Genomic DNA, 20,385 nt, shown 5'->3' with positions numbered 1-20,385 from the left:
TTTGTTGAAACGGATTATTTCTTCTTGCCCAGGCCCGGCAGGCCAGGGAAACGGGGGGCTCCGCCGAGACCCGGCAGAGCCGGTCCGCCGGAGGATTTGAGAAGCGCATTGACGTCGCTGGGCAGCGATTTCTGTGCTGGCACACCAGCTGACGGCAGACCCTTCAATTGTTCAGGGTCGACGCCAGCCTGACGCGCCATGGCTTCAAGCTGCTTGGGATCCATCTTGGAAAGATCGGGCATGCCGCCCATCATCCCACCCATCTTGCCGCCGAACATGCCGGCCAGCGAGCCCATGCCGCCCTTGGAAACCTTCTTCATCATGTCCGCCATCTGGCGGTGTTGCTTGGCCAGCTTGTTGATTTCCGAGACCTCGACGCCCGCGCCGGCGGCAATGCGCTTGCGGCGGGAGGCATTGAGCAGGTCCGGATTGGCCCGCTCCTTCTTGGTCATGGAATTGATGATGGCGATCTGGCGGTCAAAAACCTTTTCGTCAACATTGGCGCCCGCCATGGCTTTCTTGAGCTGGCCAGCCCCGGGCAGCATGCCCATCAGCCCGCCCATGCCGCCCATCTTCTTCATCTGCTGCAACTGGCTGCGCAGATCCTCGAAGTCGAAGGCACCCTTCTTGAGCTTCTCCGCCATTTTCTGGGCGTCTTCGGCCGACACATGCTCGGCGGCCTTTTCGACCAGCGAAACGATGTCGCCCATGCCCAGGATGCGGTCGGCGATACGGCTGGGGTGGAAATCTTCCAGCGCATCCATCTTTTCGCCGACACCGATCAGCTTGATCGGCTTGCCGGTGGCCGCGCGCATCGAGAGCGCCGCGCCGCCACGACCGTCGCCATCGACGCGAGTCATAACGATGCCGGTGACATCCAGACGTCCGTCGAAACTACGCGCCACATTGATCGCGTCCTGGCCGGTCAGCGCATCGACGACAAGCAGGATTTCATGCGGATTGGCGATGTCCTTGATGGAAACGGTTTCTTCCATCAGCTCTTCATCGATATGCGTACGGCCCGCCGTATCGAGAATGAGCACATCATAGCCGCCCAGCCGCCCCTCGCGCTCGGCGCGGCGGGCAATCTCGACGGGTGTTTCACTGGCAACGATCGGCAGCGTGTCGACGCCGACCTGTTCGCCCAACACGCGCAGCTGCTCCATGGCCGCCGGACGGCGCGTATCGAGCGAGGCGAGCAAGACCTTCTTTTTCTGCCGGTCCTTGAGCCGCTTGGCGATCTTGGCCGTAGTGGTGGTCTTGCCCGAGCCCTGCAGGCCCACCATCAAAAGAGTGACCGGCGCGGGGGCATTGAGGTCGATGGTAACGGCATCGGACCCCAGGACCTGCACCAGCTCGTCATTGACGATCTTGACCACCTGTTGGCCCGGTGTCACCGAGCGGGTGACTTCGGCGCCCACAGCGCGTTCGCGGACCTGCTCGACAAAGGCGCGCACCACTTCAAGCGAAACGTCGGCCTCGATCAGCGCCCGGCGGATTTCGCGCATGGCGGCGTCGACATCGGCAGCGTTCAGCGCGCCGCGTCCACGCAGTCCCTCGAAAATCTTGCCAAGCCGGTCGCTTAAGCTATCAAACATGTCTCGTCCTTTTCGCTCGCGGGCCAATCCCGCAAGAGATAGGGTCCAAATGGCCAAATGCAAAACCCACCCGCGGGCGCAACGCGCTGGCGGGTGTTGGCCTCCGGGATCGGTTTATACCTTAAAGGGTCCCGGTCGGCTGGTCAGGAGCAAGAAGCCTGATGAACGGGCTGGCTTTAGTTCAAAGCCGGGGCAGAGTCAAGAAAGAGCGCTGATACTAGTGCCCGTGCCCGGCCAGACGCATGAGTGCTGATCGCAGACCTGCCGGCAGGGCCAGTACAAGCCGCTTCAATGACGGTCGCAACAAGACGTCCCAGACCCGGAACATCGCCCAGCCGCGCCGAGTGAGCGGCAAGGCATAGTCGCGCACCACGATGGTTTCGGTGGCAAAGGTGAGCTTATACGGCATCGCCGGCACACCCAGATCGCAGCCCTTCAGGCCCTGATCGGCACAGGTGCGGATGATGTCGCTCAGTTGCAGCTTGCCCGGGCTCTCGTCGGAATGCGAAAAATCGCGATTGGCCACATAGGCGTAGTAGCGCCCGCCATGCACGAAACCCCATTGTTCGGCCAGGGGCCGCCCCTGGTGTTGCAATGAAAATGCGCGCAACTCGATGTCTGTGCGTTCCACCAGGCTCGTGCAGAAATCGCGAAACCCGCTGTCGCGGAAGGCACGTGAGGTGAGCCCCTGTTCCTTGAGCCGCTCGGCGCGGCCCTCCAGCGTACGCTCGATCAGCGCCTGACGCTCGGCAGCATCCTCTATGATCTTGTGTTCGACCGGTCCCTCTCGCTCCAGCCGGTTCCGCGCATTGCGCATGTTCTTGCGTGTCTTGGTCCGAACTGTCGCAAAATAGCGGGCGAAGTCAGCAAAGCCATCAAGGGCTACATAGGGCGCACCCTGTTCGGCACCAGTCCGGATGCTGATCTGCGGCAGGCCCTGGGCCAAAGCAGACCCATCACGCACCTTGAGCAGGCTGATCCCGTCGCTGGGGACGGCAGAGGCAGCCGCCCGCAACAGGTGGGCAACCACCGGGCCCGCGTCCCTATCGGCATCGACCAGCGCATCGCTGGTCTGGGCAAAGCCATGCCCGAGCGGCACGAGCAGAGAACGGGCGCCGGTACGAATGCGCTCAAGCGGCAGAACCCCGACCAGCCGGCGACCATCCGATACCGTGGCAATCACCGGATCAAAGGCGGCATTGCCCCTCTCGCGTTCGAAATCGAAGATGGCGCGTGCCCAGCCCAGGCTTTGGAACAGGTTGAAACCCGTGCCAGGCGCTTCCAGGCCAAGCCAACGATCGGCAATGGCTTCGATCCCGGCGCGGTCCCGGATGGTGGACGCGGCAAGCCCGTAGCTGATCGCCTGCGCGCCCCGGGCGCGACGGTCGTCCTGTCCGGCAAGCGCGTGCGCTGCACTCATTTGGCGAATGTATGCGCAGCGATATCGCGCACGCCTTCAGGCGCCATCGGGTCGACCTGAAAGTCGACAGTATAGACCTTCTTTTTCTGCGGATTGAGCGGGGAAAACTTCACCGCCCCAGCAATAGCCAGCTTGGTGAGATAGCTCAGGCCCGTCACGTGCTGGCCGAGCTTCTGCATCCCCAACTTGTTGCGCAGCACGCCATTGGCATAGTTGACCGCGTAATGCTTGCGCAGATCGTCGGTCCAGTGCTCGGTGGTGAAACTGACATTGAGCATGCCGTGATTGACCACGCGATGTGGCCCATTAAGCGGCCAATGCAGCATTTGCCCTGCTTCCAGATCATAGATCTGGGCAAAATCATCGAACCAGGGTTCGAACGGCATGTCGGTTTCGCGCAATTGTCCCAGGATCAGCTTTTCCAGCGCCGGCTGGGAAATGAAGGGCGCCTGGGCGGGATAGACATAGACCTTCTTGGTACCACGCACTTGCCACAAGCTCTGGCCCGGCACGTCGGAATGGTACTTGACCGAGACATTGGGCGACGAGATCAGAATGGTCAGGTTTCGCTTGTAGCTCGCAAAGCCGGGCACGCGCTCCTCGAACTCGCTGTAGAGGCTGTCCAGCAATGCGCCATAGGCCGGGTTGGTCTTGGCGGGGGCGGTCAGATTAACCCAGATATTGCCGGTCTTGACCGTCTCGATCACCTCGGCGCCCGAAAGCCCCTTGATCTCACCCTCGCGCCGCTTGGGCGGATTGCCCGGCGTCTTCTGCGAATAATTGACGTGATAGGCTTCGCGCGGGCTGTTCTCGATCAACGCGGCCAGCGCCTCATCGGTGAACAGCGGCGAGTCGGCGAGGCGGTGCTGTAAACGCAGCGCCTGCTTGCCCCAGATCTGAGGATAGTGCGACTGCCAGTCGGTAATGATCTGGTCCGAGATGAGTGGCATGTTCATCGGCAGAACTCCCAAGGGCTGCACGGACAAAATTCTTCGCCTGTCACACTATCTCATCGCCGTCCCGAAGCACCCCAAAATTGCGGCTCTGGTTAAGGGCCTGCCTAACCCAAGTGGTTAAGATGAAAAGAAAATTGAAACGACTCACACTCATAAGCGACCGACCGAAGCCGGCCCAGGCAAGCCGCCGGACTGGCATTTGAAGGCCAATTCCGCCATATAGGACGACAACGCTGCTCCATAGGCGGCAACAGCACGGAATTGCGAGTTGAGCGACGTCCCCTTTTTGAAGATGAACGGGCTGGGCAACCAGATCATCGTGGCCGACCTGCGCGGAACCAATGCGCGCGTCACGCCCGAGGCCGCCATTGCCATCAATGCACGCGCCGAAACCCGGTTCGACCAGATCATGGCCATTCATGATCCCAGGACGCCGGGCACCATCAACTATGTTGAAATCATCAATTCCGACGGCTCGCGCGCCCAGGCCTGCGGCAATGGCATGCGTTGCGTGGTCCAGGCCCTGACGGCCGAACTGGGGCGCCAGCGCTTCACCTTTGAAACCCTCGCTGGAATCCTGTTTGGCGAGGAAACCGAAGACGGCCAGATCACTGTCGACATGGGCTCGCCGAAATTTGCCTGGTACGAAATTCCCCTCAGTGAGGAATTTGCCGACACCCGCTATGTCGAATTGCAGGTCGGCCCCATCGACGCGCCGGTGCTGCATTCTCCGTCCGTCGCATCCATGGGCAATCCCCACGCGACCTTCTGGGTCAAGGACGATGTGTGGAGCTTTGCGCTCGACCGCTTCGGGCCGCTGCTCGAAAACCACCCGCTCTTTCCCGAGCGGGCCAATATTTCCATCGCTGAGGTGGTCCGGCCCGACCACATCGTGCTCCGGACCTGGGAGCGCGGCGCCGGCTTGACCCAGGCCTGCGGCACGGCCGCCTGCGCCGCGCTGGTGAATGGCGCCCGCACCCGGCGCACCGCCCGCAAAGCCACGGTCACCGTGCCCGGTGGCGATCTGATCGTGGAATGGCTCGACAATGACCACGTGACCCTGACCGGCCCGGCCGAGTTCGAATGGCGCGGCAACCTGAACCCGACGACAGGTGCCTGGACCCGCAGCGAGGCGGCCTGATGGCCATTGAAACGCTGACATTCGGTTGTCGCCTCAACGCCTATGAAGGCGCGGTGATGAAGTCGGAGGCCGAAAAGGCAGGCCTGGACAATGCGATCATCATCAATAGCTGCGCCGTGACTGCCGAGGCGGTCCGGCAGGCGAGGCAAGCCGTGCGCAGGGCCCGTCGCGATAACCCGGAAGCGCGCATCATCGTCACCGGCTGCGCCGCCCAGACCGAGGCCCGGTCTTTTGGCGAGATGGACGAGGTGGACCTGGTCATCGGCAATGCCGACAAGCTCAAAGCGGACAGCTACAAGCCCGTGGTTTTTGGCACGCCGCTCAATGACAAGGTGCAGGTCAACGACATCATGAGCGTGCGCGAAACCGCCGGGCACCTTATCGAGGGCCTGGATGGACACACCCGCGCCTTTGTGCAGGTGCAGAATGGCTGCGATCACCGCTGTACCTTCTGCATCATCCCCTTCGGCCGCGGCCCGTCGCGCTCCGTGCCCATGGGCGTGGTCGTCGAGCAGATCAAGACGCTGGTGGCCAATGGCTGTGGCGAAGTGGTTCTGACCGGCGTCGACATCACCTCCTATGGTCCGGACCTGCCCGGCGCTCCCACGCTTGGGCTGCTGATCCAGTCGATCCTGAAACATGTCCCCGATCTGCCACGCCTGCGCATTTCCTCGATCGACAGTATTGAAGCGGACCCCGCGCTTTACGAAGCGGTCACCGACCAGCGCCTGATGCCGCATCTGCATCTCTCGCTGCAATCGGGCGACGACATGATTTTGAAGCGCATGAAGCGCCGGCATCTGCGTGACGATGCGCTGGCGGTTGTCGAAAAGCTCCGCTCGCTCCGTCCCGACATGGTGTTTGGCGCCGACATTATTGCCGGCTTCCCGACCGAAACCGACGCCATGTTCGAAAATTCGCTGCGGATCATCGCCGATGCGAACCTGACCTATATCCATGCCTTCCCCTATTCGCCCCGTCCTGGCACCCCCGCGGCCCGCATGCCGCAGGTGAGCAAGGCCGTAGCCCGGCAGCGGGCGACCCAGTTGCGTGTTGCGGGCGAAAAACAGTTTCGCGCCCTTTGCGACAGCCGCATCGGGCAGACAGAATCTGTTCTGATGGAACGCGGTGGCCTGGGACGGACTGAACAATTCATTCCCGTGCGCGTTGCCGGAACCGAGGCGGGCGATCTGCTCAGCGTTCGGATTTCCGGCCGCAGCAACGACGGGCTGGCCGGCGAGCTTTTGCCGGCCGCCGCGTGATTATCAAGGACATCGCATGAGCGAAAAGAAACCCGGCTTCTTCCAGCGCCTGTTTGGCGGCAATCAGCCCGAACCAACCCCTGCGCCCGAAGAGACTGTTCCGGAAACCCCGGTGACCCCGGACGCCATTCCCGACGTGCCGGAACCGGAGGCCGAGCCGCCAGCGCCAACCGAGCCCACGGACGCCCCCCCGGCGCCCGAGCACGATCTGCCACCCGGACCTCCGGAGACCACACCCGATTATATTGAGGACGTCGAGGACAATCTGGCTGCCGCCCCACAGGCGGTGGGAGAGCCCGAACAGCCCAAGGGCTGGTTTGCGCGCCTCGCCTCCGGCCTCAAGCGCTCTTCGGATAACCTGACCAGCTCGATCACCTCGGTCTTTACCAAGCGCAAGCTCGACGCAGCCACGCTGGACGAACTCGAAGACGTATTGATCCAGGCAGATCTGGGCATCGATACGGCCATCGCCATCACCGAGACCCTGCGCCGCGACCGCTTCGACAAGGATGTTTCAGGCGAAGATGTGCGCGCTGTTCTGGCCACCGAGGTCGAGCAGGTCCTTGCCCCTGTCGCCCAGCCCTTGTTGATCGACAGCAGCAAAAAGCCGTTCATCATCCTGATGATCGGGGTCAATGGCTCGGGCAAGACCACCACGATCGGCAAGCTGGCGCAAAAATTTGCCGCCGAAGGCAAATCGGTCATGCTGGCTGCGGGCGACACCTTCCGCGCGGCAGCAATCGAGCAATTGCAGATCTGGGGCGAGCGCACCGGCGCCCAGGTCGTTGCCCGGCCAACTGGCGCCGACGCCTCCGGCCTCGCTTTCGACGCTGTCACCCAGGCCAGGGCCGAAGCGCACGACGTCCTGATCATCGACACCGCGGGACGTCTGCAGAACCGCGACGAGCTGATGAACGAGCTGGAAAAGATCATCCGCGTCATCAAGAAGGTCGATCCTGAGGCACCGCACGCGACCCTGCTCACCCTGGACGCGACCACGGGCCAGAATGCGCTCAAACAGGTCGAAATTTTTGGCCAGCGCGCCAGCGTGACCGGCCTCGTCATGACCAAGCTCGACGGCACCGCCCGTGGCGGCATCCTCGTCGCCATCGCCAGGAAATTTGGCCTGCCGGTGCATTTCATCGGTGTGGGCGAAGGGGTGGGCGATCTGGAGCCGTTTGAGGCGCAGGACTTCGCGCGGGCCATCGCTGGGCAGGAATAGACCTGCCATCTGCCCGGCAGGAGAAAAGACCGAAGCGGGCAGCCAAAATCTGACCACTCTTGTCCGCTACTGGCTTGCAACAGGGCGCCGCACCCCTCACATTGGCGGCAACACACGGATTGTCGAATGAGCGAAAAAGCCGAACCCGAAATCAATTGGGACGAAACGCGCCCCCAGATCATCAAGCTGGCGCTCGAGCTGGGGCCTCTGGTGATATTCTTCATCATGAATGGCCGCGCCGACATTTTCGTCGCCACAGCATGGTTCATGGCTGCCATGGTCATTTCACTGGCGCTGAGCTGGCTGATCCTGAAAAAGGTCGCCGTCATGCCCTTGGTCACCGGCGTCGTGGTTCTGGTCTTTGGCGGCCTGACCCTCTGGCTGCAGGACGACACCTTCATCAAGATCAAGCCCACCATAACCAACACGCTGTTTGCGTCGGTGCTGCTGGGCGGGCTGATATTCGGGCAATCGCTGCTGAAATATGTCTTCGGCGATGTCTATAAGCTCAAGCCCGAGGGCTGGTGGAAGCTGACCCTCAATTGGGGTCTGTTCTTCATCGTGCTCGCCGTGCTCAATGAAGTGGTCTGGCGCAGCTTTTCGACCGACTTCTGGGTGGCGTTCAAGGTCTGGGGCATCATGCCGCTGACCGTCGTTTTCTCGATGAGCCAGCTTCCGCTGCTCAACAAATATGCACCCCCGGCGGAACCGGCAAAGGTCCCGCCAGTGGTGGTGGAAAGCTGAAATTTAGCCGAACAGGCCCAGCACCAGCCCCTGCACCAGCAGGGCTGCCAGGATATAACCACTATCGATGACGGTCAGCGACCAGGGCCGGCCCTGGTAGCGATGGTTGAGGATCATCGAGGTCAGCACAAAGCCCAGCCACATCAGGAAGGCGATCTGCAACCCGTGACCGATGGTCATCGCGCCGGCCAGCGGTGGCGTCAGCACGGCCAGGAAATAGGCCATGACCAGTTGCACGATCACCGACCAGACATAGGGCATGAAGTCCTTGGGATCGATGTCCTCTCTGGTTCGGCCTGAAGCTGCCATCCATTGCTTGGATAATACGCCATACCAGACCGCACCCAGCGCCATGCTGGCCACGGTCGCCAGCACGATGGCCAGCCAGTTGACAGCTAGAAAGTCCATTTCCATTCCCCCTCACATTAATTGCGCCCGCTGAGCTTAACTTGCGTACGCGCTATAGGATAGAGGCCAGGAGGATTGGTACCGGAGCCGGAGATCGCCCTTACGCGGGCGTTTCAGCCTGCGCATCGGCGCTCTTGACCGAGCGATGATCGTCTTCGATCAGGCCGCGCTTCCAATAGCTCGATATATAGAGCTGGTCCGTCCCCAAATTGCGCTCTGCGCGCAGATAAGTGCGTAGATTGCGCATGGCTTCAAATTCGGTGGCGACCCAGGCGTAGGTGAGGGTTTCCGGCCACGCCAGCGCGCGCACGGCATCGGCCAGCAGCTCCGGCTGGCTTCCGGGTTCGGGGTTCACCAGCCAGTGCAGCCTGACATTATTCGGTACTGCCAGTTTCTGGATGTCATCCTCGTGCTGGATTTCGAGGAAAACATCGCCACTGGCGTCCGGTCCCAGCGCTTCGAGATTGACCGAAATAGCCGGCAGCGCCGTCATGTCGCCCGCAATGATATAGTGGCCATTCGCCACCGCAGGCAGCGGCTTGGGTTGGCCCGGGCCACCTGCCTCCAGGCTCATGCCCGGCCGCGCATCGAGCGCCCAGCGCGTCGCCAATCCGGCGGCATCCTTGTCGCCATGCAAGGCAAAATCGACATCAATGACGTTCTTGTCCTGATGGCGGATCGTATAGGTGCGCACCGCTACCGCATCGCCCTCAAGCGGGATGCGCAGCTTGAGGTAGCCACCGGCAAAGCCTTCGGGAAACGCCGTCACCTCTGGACCGCCGAAGCGCACGCGAAACATATTGGGCGTGACATGACCTGTCTCGACCACTTCGAATCTACGTATCTGCTTGACCATGACCGTCTCCATCTCATTGAAGGACGACTTGCCACTTTATTGTTGATTAGACAAGTCAGCTTATGGGCGGCCATCGGAGCGATTTCCCCTGCGGGACGGCGGCCCGCCCTACGAGCATAGCTCTCCGGGCCTTGTAGCCTTAAATCGCTTCACTGAAGCGATCTCCTCTGCGGGACGGCTACAAGCCACCCATTTTGCTAATCAATTTCCATTCCGCTTCGCTGACCTTGGACACTGACAGGCGCGAGAGTCGCACCAGTTCGACTTCGGCCAGTTCAGGCGTCGCCTTGATTTCAGCCAGGCTCACCGGGCGTGGGAAGGGCTTGACCGATTGCACATCGACGCATTCCCACACCACTTCACCCTTGGCGTTGAGTTCGGCCGTGCTGTCGGGATGTGCGGGCTCCACGATCTTCATGATGCCCACGATTTCCTTACCGATATTGGAGTGATAGAAGAAGGCTTCGTCGCCTTTCTTCATCTCGCGCATGTTGTTGCGCGCCGCATAATTGCGCACCCCGCTCCATTCCTCGGTTTCGCCCTTGGCCGTCTTGGCAACCAGATCGTCAAAGGAAAAGACATCTGGTTCGGACTTCATCAGCCAATAGGCCATCTGACTACAACTCCACGCCGGTGGTATTGACGGCAATGCGCCAACGCTTGACTTCATAGCTGGAGAACACGCCTGCCGGAACGAACGGGTCTGCCGCCGCCAGCGCTTCGGCCTCGGCCAGATCGACGGCTTCGAATACCACGATCGAGCCTTCCGGCTGTTCCTCGGCATTAAGCAGCGCCCCGGCAAAGACCAGTTTCTTGCCCAGTGAATTGAGATGATCCAGATGCGCCGGGCGTGTATCGAGCCGCGTCTGCAATGCGCCGGGCGCATCCTTGGCGATCATGGCGAACAGCATGTCAAATTTCCCTTTTGAGTGGGCGGGACATCAGGCCCGCAACTATGGTGGCGATATCGGCCTTGCCGGCCACAACTGCATCGACCGCGTCGATCAGCGGCGTATCGATTTGAAGACTTTTGGCCAAAGCGGCTGCAACCGGCGCCGTCGCCACGCCTTCGGCCAACTTGGCCCCGGAAGCAACGATTTCTTCGGTCGAACGACCGGCCCCCAACGCCATGCCGAACTGGTAATTGCGCGATTGCACCGAGGTGCAGGTCAGGGTCAAATCGCCCAGCCCGGCCAGCCCGGTCAGCGTATGCGCCGAACCGCCCATGGCCGTCACGACCCGCGCCATTTCGGCATAGCCACGCGCAATCAGCGCCGCTCGTGCCGAGGCGCCGAGACTGGCACCATCCACCGCGCCACAGGCCAAGGCATAGACATTCTTGAGTGCCCCGGCGATTTCCACCCCGATCCGGTCATCAGCCGCATAGGGCCGGAAGCTGGGCCCGGCCAGCGCCGCCGCCAGGTCCGAGGTAGCGCTGGCATCGTCCCCGGCAAGGGTCACCGCCGTTGGGCGCCCCGCCGCCAGGTCGGCTGCAAAGCTGGGGCCGGAGAGCACATAGGGCACGGCCTCAGGCGCCATATCGAACAAGATTTCGCTCTGCCGCGCCAGCGTGCCGGTTTCCAGACCCTTGGCCGAGAGCACCACCGGGCGTCCGGCCAGCAAATCTGGTTCCAGCCCGGACAACAGCGTCCGCGTCGATTGCGCCGGCACCGCCAGGATTACGATATCGGCCCGCTCCAAGCGGTCGGCTGCTACAACACCTGCCAGCAGAGCCTGGCCAGGCAGCGCGGTCGCATTGACATGAGCCCGGTTGATCGCCTCGGCCTGTTCGGCTGTCCGCACCACCAGACGGACCACTCGGCCCGCCATGGCAGCCGCCTGCGCCAGGGCCGTGCCCCAGGCGCCGCCGCCGATCACCGCCACGGTTTCAAGCGGCATGGCCATCTACCTTCATGCCCGGGGCATCGAGCGGCCAGCGCGGTCGCGCCTCGACCGCCAACCCATCGGTCGCGCCCAAGGCAAACCGTTCCGCACCGGCCCAGGCCACCATGGCGCCATTGTCGGTGCAAAGCGCAATCGGCGGCACGACCAGGCGCGCGCCCATTTCCCGGGTGACCGTTTCAAGCGCTGCCGCAATGGCGCGATTGGCCGCGACGCCACCAGCCACCACCAGTTGCGGCTCGGCCTCGGGCAATTCGGCACGGAACCGTTCCAGCGCCTGGCGCGAGCGTTTGGCGACGATCTCCGTTACCGCCGCCTGAAAGCCCGCCGCAATGTCGGCCACATCCTGCTCGCTCAGTGGCGCCAGCGCCTCGGCCTGTAACCTTACCGCTGTCTTGAGCCCGGAAAACGAAAAATCCAGCCGCTGCTCGCGCAGCAGGGGACGCGGGAACTTGAACCTGGCCGGATCCCCCTTGGTGGCGATTTGTTCCACCGCCGGCCCGCCGGGATGCCCCAGGCTTAGCAGCTTGGCCACCTTGTCGAAGGCCTCGCCCAGCGCGTCGTCGATCGTACCGCCCCAGCGTTCATACTCGCCAACCCCGCGCACCAGCACGAACTGGCTATGCCCGCCCGAGACCAGCAGCATCAGATAGGGGAATTGAACCCCATCGGTCAGCCGCGCCGTCAGCGCATGCCCCTCGAGATGATTGACCGCGATCAGTGGCTTGCCCAACGATGCGGCCAGCGCCTTGCCGGTGGTCAGCCCCACCAACACCCCGCCAATCAGCCCCGGCCCGGCCGTGGCGGCAATGGCGTCGACATCCTTGAGTGCAATGCCTGCCTCAGCCACCGCCTGGGCGATGATATGATCGAGCCATTCGACATGGGCCCGCGCTGCGAGTTCGGGCACAACCCCACCAAAGGCAGCATGTTCATCGAGCTGAGAGCGCACCACATTGGAACTTATCGTACCCCGGCCCGATTGATCTCGTACGACTATGGCTGCGGCGGTTTCGTCGCAGCTTGTTTCAATACCCAGAATGATGGCTTGCGCTTGCCCGGTCACGACGAACTGGTCTACTCCAAATGAGCCTATCGCGTACACTAGGACCGCCTGATTATGCAATCGCCCACCCCCTTCGCCCGGATCGGAACGCGCGGCAGCCCCTTGGCGCTCGCCCAGGCCAAACTGGTGCGCGATCTGCTCTCGGAAAACCACGGCATCGCCCAGGACACCATCGAGATTGAGGTGTTTTCGACCGGCGGCGACCGCAGCCAGAAGGAAAATACCACCCTTTCCGACATTGGCGGCAAAGGCGTTTTCACCAAGGAAATTGACGAAGCCCTGCTCAGCGGCCGTATCGATATCGGTGTGCATTCGAGCAAGGACGTGGCCACGGGCTTGCCCTCTGGTATCCGTCTCGCCGCCTTTCTGGAGCGCGAAGATGCCCGAGACGCCTTTATTTCGGTATCCGTAAAAGGCATCGACAACCTGCCCGAAGGGGCACGATTTGGAACCTCGTCCATCCGCCGCGCCGCACAGGCCCTGCGCCTGCGGCCGGATCTGCGCATCGTGCCTTTTCGCGGCAACGTACATACCCGTCTGCAAAAGCTGCTCGACGGCGTTGCGGACGCCACCTTGCTCGCCATGGCCGGTCTCAACCGGCTGGACGAGGGCCACCGCGCCACCGCCATTCTCGATCCGGAAGACTTCATGCCCGCGCCTGCCCAAGGCGCTATTGGCCTGGCCATCCGGGAAGGTGACGACCGCCTGGCCGACCTCATCGCGCTGCTCGACCATGCGCCGACGCACACTGCCATCACCGCCGAACGCACCATGCTCACGGTCCTCGACGGGTCCTGCCGCACTCCGGTCGGCGCGTTGACGTTGAACGAGAACGGCCTGCTCACCCTCAAGGGCGAAATTCTCAGCCTCGACGGGCAGACCAGTTTCCGCGCCACCGCAGAAGGCCGGGATCCTGTGGCCCTGGGCGAAACCGTCGGCCGCGACCTGCTCAGTCAGGCAGGACCGGACTGGCTCAGCCAATGGTCAAGCTGATGCGCATGCTCATCACCCGACCCGAGCCAGACGCCCAGGCCACCCAGGAACGGCTGGCGGCGCTGGAAATTGCGGCCGATACCGTGCCGCTAATGACGCGCCAGACGCTGCACGCCCATTTGCCGCCGGCCGAGGGCTTCTCGGCTCTGGCACTGACCAGCTCCAACGCGCTGCGCGCCCTGTCCGAGCTGAATGCGACCGCTGAATTGCGCGACAAACCAGTCTATGCCGTGGGCGACCGCACCGCCCATGAAGCGCGCCAACTCGGATTCGAGCAGGTTGTCGCCGCCGATGGCACGCTTGATTCGCTGGTCACCACCATTGCCCTGGCCCGGCTCGACGGTCCGGTCTTTTACCCTGCCGGCAGGCATTTGAGCGGCGACCTCGCCCACGCGCTCGCCCCGCACGGGCTGATGGTCGTCACCACGCCGGTTTATGAGATGGTGGCCGAAACCACCCTGCCCACGGCCATCGCCGGCCAATTGGCCGAAGGCGCCTTTGACGCAATCCTGTTCTATTCACGCCGCACCGCTGAAATCTTCTGCACCCTGGGCGCTTCGGCCATTCCCGAACCTGCCCGGCGCAAGCTCCCCGTCATCTGCCTGTCAGAAAATGTCGCCGCGCCGCTGATCGAACATCACTTCAGCCGCGTTCTATTGGCAGACCACCCCAGCGAAGAGGCAATGATGGCGCTCGCACTGGCTTTTGCCCGCGAGCAAACTGGGCCATGATCGGACGGAACGAGAGGAAGGGCCATGGCTGAGACCACCGGCAAGCAAACGCCAGACACCGACCCCAAGGCAACCGACAAGCCCGCGGATAAAACCGCTGGCAAGTCCGGACCGGTCAGGCCGCCCGTATTGGAAGGCACGGCCAAGCCGACCGGCGGCACTTCGTCCGCCGAGGCGACCAAGCCCACAGCTGGCTCCACCAAGCCGAACAAGCCGGCGCCGGCCTCTAGTGCAAAAACCAAGAGTGAGCCTGCGCCAGCCTCGGGCGGCAGCGGCGGCATCTGGCTGGCTGGCCTGGTCGGCGGCGCCCTCGGCCTGGGCGCGGCTTATGGTCTGGCCTGGTATGGCCTGTGGCCGACCCCGGAACAGGCCGCCCCACCTGCAGATCCGCGCCTTGCCCAGTTTGCCAGTGCCATTCCTGAACTGGAAACGGTGACCGGCACGCTGCAGGACGAGCTTTCGACCCTGACGGGGCGGGTCGGCGCAATTGAATCCAGCCTGGCAGACCAACCGACCAGCGCGATCGACACCAGCAATCTGGTCACAACCGAAGATCTTGCCGCGCTTTCCGCTCGGCTGGACGAACTGTCCGCCGGCGCCACGAGCGACACGGCCGCCCCGGAGAACCTGAGTGCGATCGAAGCCGAACTCTCGGCTCTGCGCGCCAGTGCCGAACAAACCACAGCCCAATTGGCTCAGGCGCGGGACGAACTGGCCGCACTGGCCCAGAGCACGCGCGAAGATGCCGGCAATGGCGTTGCCGCCGCACGCCTGCCATTGATTTTCTCGTCGCTGGAAAGCGCCTTTGACGCCGGCCGGCCCTATGAGACCGAACTGGCCGCTTTGCGTCAGGCCCAGCCTGACTATCTGGTGCCTGAGGCCATCGCCGGGCGCGCCGCGACGGGCCTGCCGCAACCCGGTACCATTGCCCGCCAGCTCGACGCGGTGCTGCCGGACATGCTCGCCGGGCGTCCGGCCGGAACTGACGCAAATTGGCAGGATGCCAGCCTCGACTGGTTCCGCGGCCTCGTCGCCATGCGGCCCACCGGGCCAGTCGAAGGGGACAGCCCCGACGCCATCATCGCGCGGCTTGAAGCTGCCATCGCCGCCCGCGATTTTTCCGCCGCACAATCCGAGATGGAAGCCCTGCCCGCCTCCATGCGCGCGGCCGCCGGCGATCTTGCCGACGACATCGCCCACCTCGCGGCGGCAGATGAATTCCTCGCCCAATTGCGTGAAAGCGCCCTCACCGGGGAGAATGGTGCATGATCCGACTTGCTTCCTGGATCATCGGCAGCCTGATCATTGCCGGCATCGCAGCCTGGGTAATCGCCCTGCCCGGCACGCTGACGCTGGAGCTGGCTGGCTACCGCTTGCAGCCGCGCCTCGGGACCGCCGTGGTCATCCTGCTGGTGGCCGCCGCCCTCGTCATCGCCATCTGGGCCGTTACGCGGCGCATTATCGGGGCACCCCGGGCCATGGCAAAGCGTCGCGCCGCCCGCCGCCGCGAACAGGGCGTCGACGCTCTCTCGGACGCCGTCATTGCCCTGCAGGCCGGAGATCCGGCCCGCGCTCGCCTGCTGGCCCGCGAGGCCCAGGCGCGCTTGCCCGACAATGGCGCCGCCAAACTGCTCGAAGCCCGCGCCGATCTCGCCCTGGGGGACATGCCGGCCGCGCGCGAGCACTATCGCGCTCTGATCGCCAGCGAAAACACCGCCGTTGCGGCCCTCACCGGCCTGTACGATCAGGCCCGCGCCCAGGACCGGCCGGACGCGGCCCTGACCTTTGCGCGCAAGACCCTCACACTGGCGCCGGAGACCGATTGGGCCAGCCAGGCCGTGTTCGACGATCTGGCCCGTCGCGGCCAGTGGGCCGAAGCGGTCGGCATGGTCAATGCCGAGCCTGCCGCAACGCGCGAGGAAAAAGCCAGAAAGCGCCGCCGCCAGGCCGTGATCGAAACCGCCCGCGCCCGCGAAAGCGAATTGAGCGAGCCCAATAGTGCGCTCGAACATGCGCTGACCGCACTCAAGCTGGTGCCCGATTTTGTGCCTGCCGCACTGATCGCCGCCCGCATCTATTCCAACCGCAATGAAGCCCGCCGGGCCCAGAGCCTGTTGCGCCGCATCTGGCGTGCCACCGGCCATCCCGATGTCGCAGCGCTCTATGCTCATTCCCAACCCGGCGCCTCGGCGGTGGATCGGCTCAAGCGCCTGGGCGAGATCATCGAAATGCCGCCCCCGCATCGCGCCGCCGGCATGGCCATGGCCCGCGCCGCCATCGACGCTTATGACTGGGCCCGTGCCCGCGAGGCCCTGGCGCCCTTCGCCGATGCCGAGGCGACCCAGGGCGTCGCCAGCCTGATGGCTGAAATCGAGGAAGGCCAGAATGGCGACCAGGGCAAGGCCCGCGAATGGCTGGCCCGCGCCGTGCGCGCACCGCGCGACCCGGCCTGGACCGCCGATGGCATTGTCAGCGACGAATGGGAGCCGGTCTCTCCGGTCACCGGCCGGTTGGATGCGTTCGAATGGAAGGTGCCGGTGGCCAGCAATGCACGCCCGCAAGTGACGTCCTCGTCCCCAGCAGCGGCGGCGCCGACCTTGTTGCCGGCCGATCAATCCTTACCCCTTGCGCGCACCGAAAACGCCCAGTAAAAGACCCGCCATCCACTTGGGGCCACGCCCCATTGGAGCGCCGCCTTAGCTCAGTTGGTAGAGCACATCATTCGTAATGATGGGGTCACGTGTTCGAGTCACGTAGGCGGCACCACTTCCCAGAATATCTGTTCGTCCGGCAGCTAGCCCTGCGCGCCCTCAAGCTGGCGCAGACGGTGCGCCATGCGCGCCGTCGGGGCAATGGCCGGCACTTTCAGGCTCTCGGGTGCAAATAGCGCCGCGCGTTCTTCATGGGTCGACATGAAGAAGGGGAAGCGGGACATGACCTTATTGTAGATCACCTCGACCCGTGCGCCGAACAAACAGACCGGAAAACTCAATTCGCCCCAATGGCCAGCGCCGGCCATCTGCTCGAGACCGAACACCCGCCGGTAGAACGGTCCGTGCTCGGATCGCACCGAGGAAATGCAGTGGGTGGCCTGGAAATACTCGCAGGCCATCACCGCCATGCGCAGGGTCAGATAGGGTAGCGCCGGAAATTCGAGCGAGGCGTCGTGGTCGGCGGTGAAGCGGCTGGGATCGATATAGAGCCCCCCGTTTTCGAGCAGGCCACCCAGCACGTCGGGCCAGATCAAGCGGCTCGGCGAGGTCGGCTGCTCCGCACTGACCGCATGCAGTCGGATCGAACTGACCAGGCGATCGTCGATATAGATGCCGAAACAGTGGCAATTAGGCGCGTCGTCAAACTTGTCACGCGTGATCTGTTGGGAATTGATCGGGATAAAATCTTCCCGTCGATACGCCTCATAGCGCAACCTGTAGACCGGATCGAACTGCTCCTGCACGGAGACGCGGCGATAATGCACGCGATCCAGAAGGTCGATCAGACTGGTGGCAAACTGCGAGGTGGCACCCGCTGCCCTATCCATTGCCGCACTCATATACCAATACCATTCCGCGATCGGATGGCGCCACTTTAACCTTTTGTTAGGGATTACCGCATGCGGAAAAATCACAAGGGGATCGGCACTTAGGCGCCAATGCGGGCAAAAGATAATGGTTATCAGAACCTTAAAGCAGGTTAACCATGTTTACGTTTTGCCGGGAGCAGCGGGCTGGTTTGGCTGTTTAAGTGGCTGATCAACTCGGCAATATCGCGGGCCGGCAAGGGCCGGCTGAAGAAATAGCCCTGCACCTGCTGAATGCCGGTATGCTTGAGCATGGCGTGGAGTTGGTCTTCTGTTTCCACGCCCTCTGCCACCACGGTCAGCTCCAGGTCGCGCCCCAGCCGGGCAACATTGGCCAGAAGACTTAGCGCGCGCTCGTCTTCAGCAATATCCTGGACAAAGGAACGATCGATCTTGAGTTTGTTGAATGGCAATGCGCTGAGATAGCTCAGCGAGGAATAGCCCGTACCGAAATCGTCCAGGGCGATCGAGATGCCGCGCGCCGACAGGCTCTCCAGCACGCTCTGGGCCAGAGCGGTTTCCTCGATCACTGCCGTCTCGGTCACTTCCAGTTCCAGCCGCGGCGCTGATAAGCCGGACTCGGCCAGAGCTTCATCAACCAGGCCAGGCAGGTCCAGGCCTCGGAAATCGCGTCCCGAAACATTGACCGCCACGCCGATCTCGCCGGCCCATTGGCTGCATTCGGCCACCGCACTGCGTACGACGAAGGCCGTGATCTCGGAAATAATGCCCATTTCCTCGGCCAGAGGAATGAAAGTGGCGGGCGGAATTGGTCCCAATTCAGGATGGGTCCAGCGCGCCAGCGCTTCACAGGACACCACGCGATGACTGGAGATATCGAGTAATGGCTGAAATACCAGCGACAATGCGCCCGCCGCCACCGCTTCGCGCAGATCGGCCTTGAGCCGCTGGCGATAGTGATAATCAATATCCATCTGCTGATGGAAAAGCTGACAACGACCTTTGCCTTCACCTTTGGCAGCATAAAGCGCCAGATCGGCCTTGGTCATCAATTCATCAAGCCCTTCCCGGCTGGTTCGGCTGATGACCATGCCAATGCTGACCTGCACCGAGAGGTGGTGACCATCAAGGATGAAGGGCTCGTTAAACGCGTCGAGCACGCGCCTGGCGCCGGCGCGCGCGCTTTCAATGTCGGCACCTGACAGGGCGATGAACTCATCGCCCCCCAGCCGCGCCAGCGTTGTGCCGTCCGGCAGCCCTGCGCGGAGCCTGTCGGCAGCCTGGCGCAGCAATTTATCGCCAACGACATGGCCAAAGCTGTCATTGACATGCTTGAACTCATCGATATCGAAGATCATCAGGACGCTGGACGTCCCGGTCTCGGCGCGATTTTCCAGCTCATCAAGCGCCAATTCGCCAAAGTGATTGCGATTGGGCAGATTGGTCAGCGTGTCGTGACGCGCCACGAAGCTGATGCGCTCTTCGGCCTCGACACGCTCGGTGATATCTTCGAACAGGAGCACGCTGCGCTTGCCGCGCGAACTGACGGTCACTTCGTAATACTGCCCCGGATCGAGCGAGAGCAGCACCTTGCCCGAGGCCCGGCGCGAAATCATGCTGCCAAGCTCTTCAACCGCCGTACGCGACACCCGATTGCTCGCCCCAAGCACCGCCAGCACTGAGCCGAACGGCTGGTTGGCGAGCTGTCGAATTCCCAGCAAGGCAAACACCCGGCCGGCCCGCTCATTGGCAACGGTGACCAGGCCGTTTTCATCGAGCATGCACAGCCCGTGTTCCAGCGTGGTGATGGCGATGTCGAGCTCGGCTGCCAGGCGCGAAGCCTCGACCCGTCCATGCACGGCCGAAAGCAGGATGGCGCGGATATCGCCGGCCAATTTGCGGAAGCTCGACAGCAGCACCAGCAGTAGCACCGCTAAAATTGCGTGATATGCGTCGCCATGCCCGGCCAGACCGGCGCCCATTGGCACGATCACGCCCAGCAATTGCAGGGTCACCAGCCGGTCGAGGCCGAAGTTACGGGCGCAGATCCCCACCATCACGGCAATGGAGAGCGAAATGCTGGCCAGTTCGGCAAACGGATCGTTGACCAGCCACAGCGCGAACAAGCACCACAGCCCATGCGCCAGGGCCAGGGTCGCCCCGGCCAGCGTGGCGCGGTCCTCCCAGTGCTGCGCGGCCATCGCGTCGTCACTGTCGATGGCGGCCCGCCAGAAGGCGCGCATATTGAAATAGCGCACAAGGCCGAGCAGAATAATGGCCAGCGCCACCGCGTAAAGTGGCAGGGATTGCGACCGCCAGGCGGTCAGCGCGGCCGTCAGCCCGCTGGCAAAGGCACCAGCAAGCATCGCCCCCCGGTCTCCATAGACCGAGCGGACGATGGACACATAGTCCAGGGTCGGCATTGTCTTTCTGGCTGAACTCAGCACGGAAATTTCCCTATTGTCACGGCATTTGGGGGGACGAGGCCTTAACAAGCCCTTGCAATCGCGTTGATTGGTCGCGGCGATTTGGACCGCAGGCTGAA

General features: G+C 63.0%; 19 protein-coding genes and 1 tRNA gene. 9 read left to right on the top strand and 11 right to left on the bottom strand.

The annotated features are described in order from the left end of the window. Positions 1 to 14 precede the first annotated feature (14 nt). The 3 genes from ffh to GGR20_RS15535 all read right to left on the bottom strand — a co-directional run bounded on the left by ffh (position 15) and on the right by GGR20_RS15535 (position 3,974). Complete coding sequence (ffh, locus tag GGR20_RS15545) at positions 15 to 1,598, bottom strand: signal recognition particle protein (protein ID WP_183312283.1); 1,584 nt, start codon at positions 1,596 to 1,598, stop codon at positions 15 to 17. Positions 1,599 to 1,815: 217 nt separating this feature from the next. Continuing rightward, complete coding sequence (locus GGR20_RS15540; RefSeq protein ID WP_183312282.1) at positions 1,816 to 3,018, bottom strand: GNAT family N-acetyltransferase; 1,203 nt, start codon at positions 3,016 to 3,018, stop codon at positions 1,816 to 1,818. Next, positions 3,015 to 3,974, bottom strand: coding sequence for a hypothetical protein (locus tag GGR20_RS15535; protein WP_183312281.1), 960 nt, complete (start codon positions 3,972 to 3,974; stop codon positions 3,015 to 3,017). The genes GGR20_RS15540 and GGR20_RS15535 overlap by 4 nt, the downstream gene beginning before the upstream one ends. A gap of 292 nt (positions 3,975 to 4,266) precedes the next feature. Between GGR20_RS15535 and dapF the strand changes: the two genes are divergently transcribed. The 4 genes from dapF (at position 4,267) to GGR20_RS15515 (ending at position 8,343) form a co-directional block, all read left to right on the top strand. Further along, positions 4,267 to 5,115 (top strand): diaminopimelate epimerase, encoded by an 849-nt coding sequence (gene dapF / locus GGR20_RS15530; RefSeq protein ID WP_183312312.1) that lies wholly within the window; start codon positions 4,267 to 4,269, stop codon positions 5,113 to 5,115. Beyond that, complete coding sequence (gene mtaB, locus GGR20_RS15525) at positions 5,115 to 6,377, top strand: tRNA (N(6)-L-threonylcarbamoyladenosine(37)-C(2))-methylthiotransferase MtaB (protein WP_183312280.1); 1,263 nt, start codon at positions 5,115 to 5,117, stop codon at positions 6,375 to 6,377. Before dapF ends, mtaB begins: the two co-directional genes overlap by 1 nt. A 16-nt stretch (positions 6,378 to 6,393) precedes the next feature. Then, positions 6,394 to 7,599: a signal recognition particle-docking protein FtsY gene (gene ftsY / locus GGR20_RS15520; protein ID WP_183312279.1), complete on the top strand. Its 1,206-nt coding sequence runs from the start codon at positions 6,394 to 6,396 to the stop codon at positions 7,597 to 7,599. Between the two features lie 126 nt (positions 7,600 to 7,725). Next, positions 7,726 to 8,343: a septation protein A gene (locus GGR20_RS15515; RefSeq protein ID WP_183312278.1), complete on the top strand. Its 618-nt coding sequence runs from the start codon at positions 7,726 to 7,728 to the stop codon at positions 8,341 to 8,343. A gap of 3 nt (positions 8,344 to 8,346) precedes the next feature. Here the strand turns inward: GGR20_RS15515 and GGR20_RS15510 are convergent, their stop codons facing one another. From GGR20_RS15510 to tsaD, 6 genes are all read right to left on the bottom strand, one after another. Continuing rightward, a complete protein-coding gene (locus GGR20_RS15510; RefSeq protein ID WP_183312277.1) occupies positions 8,347 to 8,751 on the bottom strand; it encodes a DUF1761 domain-containing protein in 405 nt (134 codons plus the stop codon). Between the two features lie 100 nt (positions 8,752 to 8,851). Further along, positions 8,852 to 9,607, bottom strand: a complete 756-nt coding sequence (locus GGR20_RS15505; RefSeq protein WP_183312276.1) for a siderophore-interacting protein — start codon at positions 9,605 to 9,607, stop codon at positions 8,852 to 8,854. 178 nt (positions 9,608 to 9,785) lie between these two features. Beyond that, a complete protein-coding gene (locus GGR20_RS15500) occupies positions 9,786 to 10,220 on the bottom strand; it encodes an EVE domain-containing protein (RefSeq protein WP_183312275.1) in 435 nt (144 codons plus the stop codon). A 4-nt stretch (positions 10,221 to 10,224) separates the two neighbouring features. Next, positions 10,225 to 10,518 carry a YciI family protein gene (locus GGR20_RS15495; protein WP_183312274.1) on the bottom strand — a complete coding sequence of 98 codons (294 nt, stop codon included), beginning with the start codon at positions 10,516 to 10,518 and terminating at the stop codon, positions 10,225 to 10,227. 1 nt (position 10,519) lies between these two features. Next, positions 10,520 to 11,506, bottom strand: coding sequence for an NAD(P)H-dependent glycerol-3-phosphate dehydrogenase (locus tag GGR20_RS15490; protein ID WP_183312273.1), 987 nt, complete (start codon positions 11,504 to 11,506; stop codon positions 10,520 to 10,522). Further along, positions 11,496 to 12,575 carry a tRNA (adenosine(37)-N6)-threonylcarbamoyltransferase complex transferase subunit TsaD gene (tsaD, locus tag GGR20_RS15485; protein WP_183312272.1) on the bottom strand — a complete coding sequence of 360 codons (1,080 nt, stop codon included), beginning with the start codon at positions 12,573 to 12,575 and terminating at the stop codon, positions 11,496 to 11,498. Before tsaD ends, GGR20_RS15490 begins: the two co-directional genes overlap by 11 nt. Positions 12,576 to 12,629: 54 nt before the next feature. Between tsaD and hemC the strand changes: the two genes are divergently transcribed. From hemC to GGR20_RS15460, 5 genes are all read left to right on the top strand, one after another. After that, complete coding sequence (gene hemC, locus GGR20_RS15480; RefSeq protein ID WP_183312271.1) at positions 12,630 to 13,568, top strand: hydroxymethylbilane synthase; 939 nt, start codon at positions 12,630 to 12,632, stop codon at positions 13,566 to 13,568. Then, positions 13,556 to 14,299, top strand: coding sequence for a uroporphyrinogen-III synthase (locus tag GGR20_RS15475; protein ID WP_183312270.1), 744 nt, complete (start codon positions 13,556 to 13,558; stop codon positions 14,297 to 14,299). The genes hemC and GGR20_RS15475 overlap by 13 nt, the downstream gene beginning before the upstream one ends. A gap of 24 nt (positions 14,300 to 14,323) precedes the next feature. Beyond that, on the top strand, positions 14,324 to 15,568 hold the full coding sequence (locus GGR20_RS15470; protein WP_183312269.1) for a COG4223 family protein: 1,245 nt from the start codon (positions 14,324 to 14,326) through the stop codon (positions 15,566 to 15,568). Further along, on the top strand, positions 15,565 to 16,950 hold the full coding sequence (locus GGR20_RS15465; protein WP_183312268.1) for a heme biosynthesis protein HemY: 1,386 nt from the start codon (positions 15,565 to 15,567) through the stop codon (positions 16,948 to 16,950). Before GGR20_RS15470 ends, GGR20_RS15465 begins: the two co-directional genes overlap by 4 nt. Positions 16,951 to 16,989: 39 nt before the next feature. Beyond that, a tRNA-Thr gene (locus GGR20_RS15460) sits at positions 16,990 to 17,065 on the top strand. Positions 17,066 to 17,093: 28 nt separating this feature from the next. On the opposite strand, the gene GGR20_RS15455 is transcribed toward GGR20_RS15460, so the two are convergent. Next, positions 17,094 to 17,840, bottom strand: a complete 747-nt coding sequence (locus tag GGR20_RS15455; protein ID WP_183312267.1) for an N-acyl amino acid synthase FeeM domain-containing protein — start codon at positions 17,838 to 17,840, stop codon at positions 17,094 to 17,096. A gap of 152 nt (positions 17,841 to 17,992) precedes the next feature. Further along, positions 17,993 to 20,263 carry a putative bifunctional diguanylate cyclase/phosphodiesterase gene (locus tag GGR20_RS15450; protein WP_210283209.1) on the bottom strand — a complete coding sequence of 757 codons (2,271 nt, stop codon included), beginning with the start codon at positions 20,261 to 20,263 and terminating at the stop codon, positions 17,993 to 17,995. Positions 20,264 to 20,385 lie beyond the last annotated feature (122 nt).

The sequence above is a fragment of the Devosia subaequoris genome, from assembly GCF_014197055.1.
GTDB classification, from domain to species: Bacteria; Pseudomonadota; Alphaproteobacteria; order Rhizobiales; family Devosiaceae; genus Devosia; species Devosia subaequoris.
This window is presented reverse-complemented; position numbering and strand designations above follow the sequence as displayed.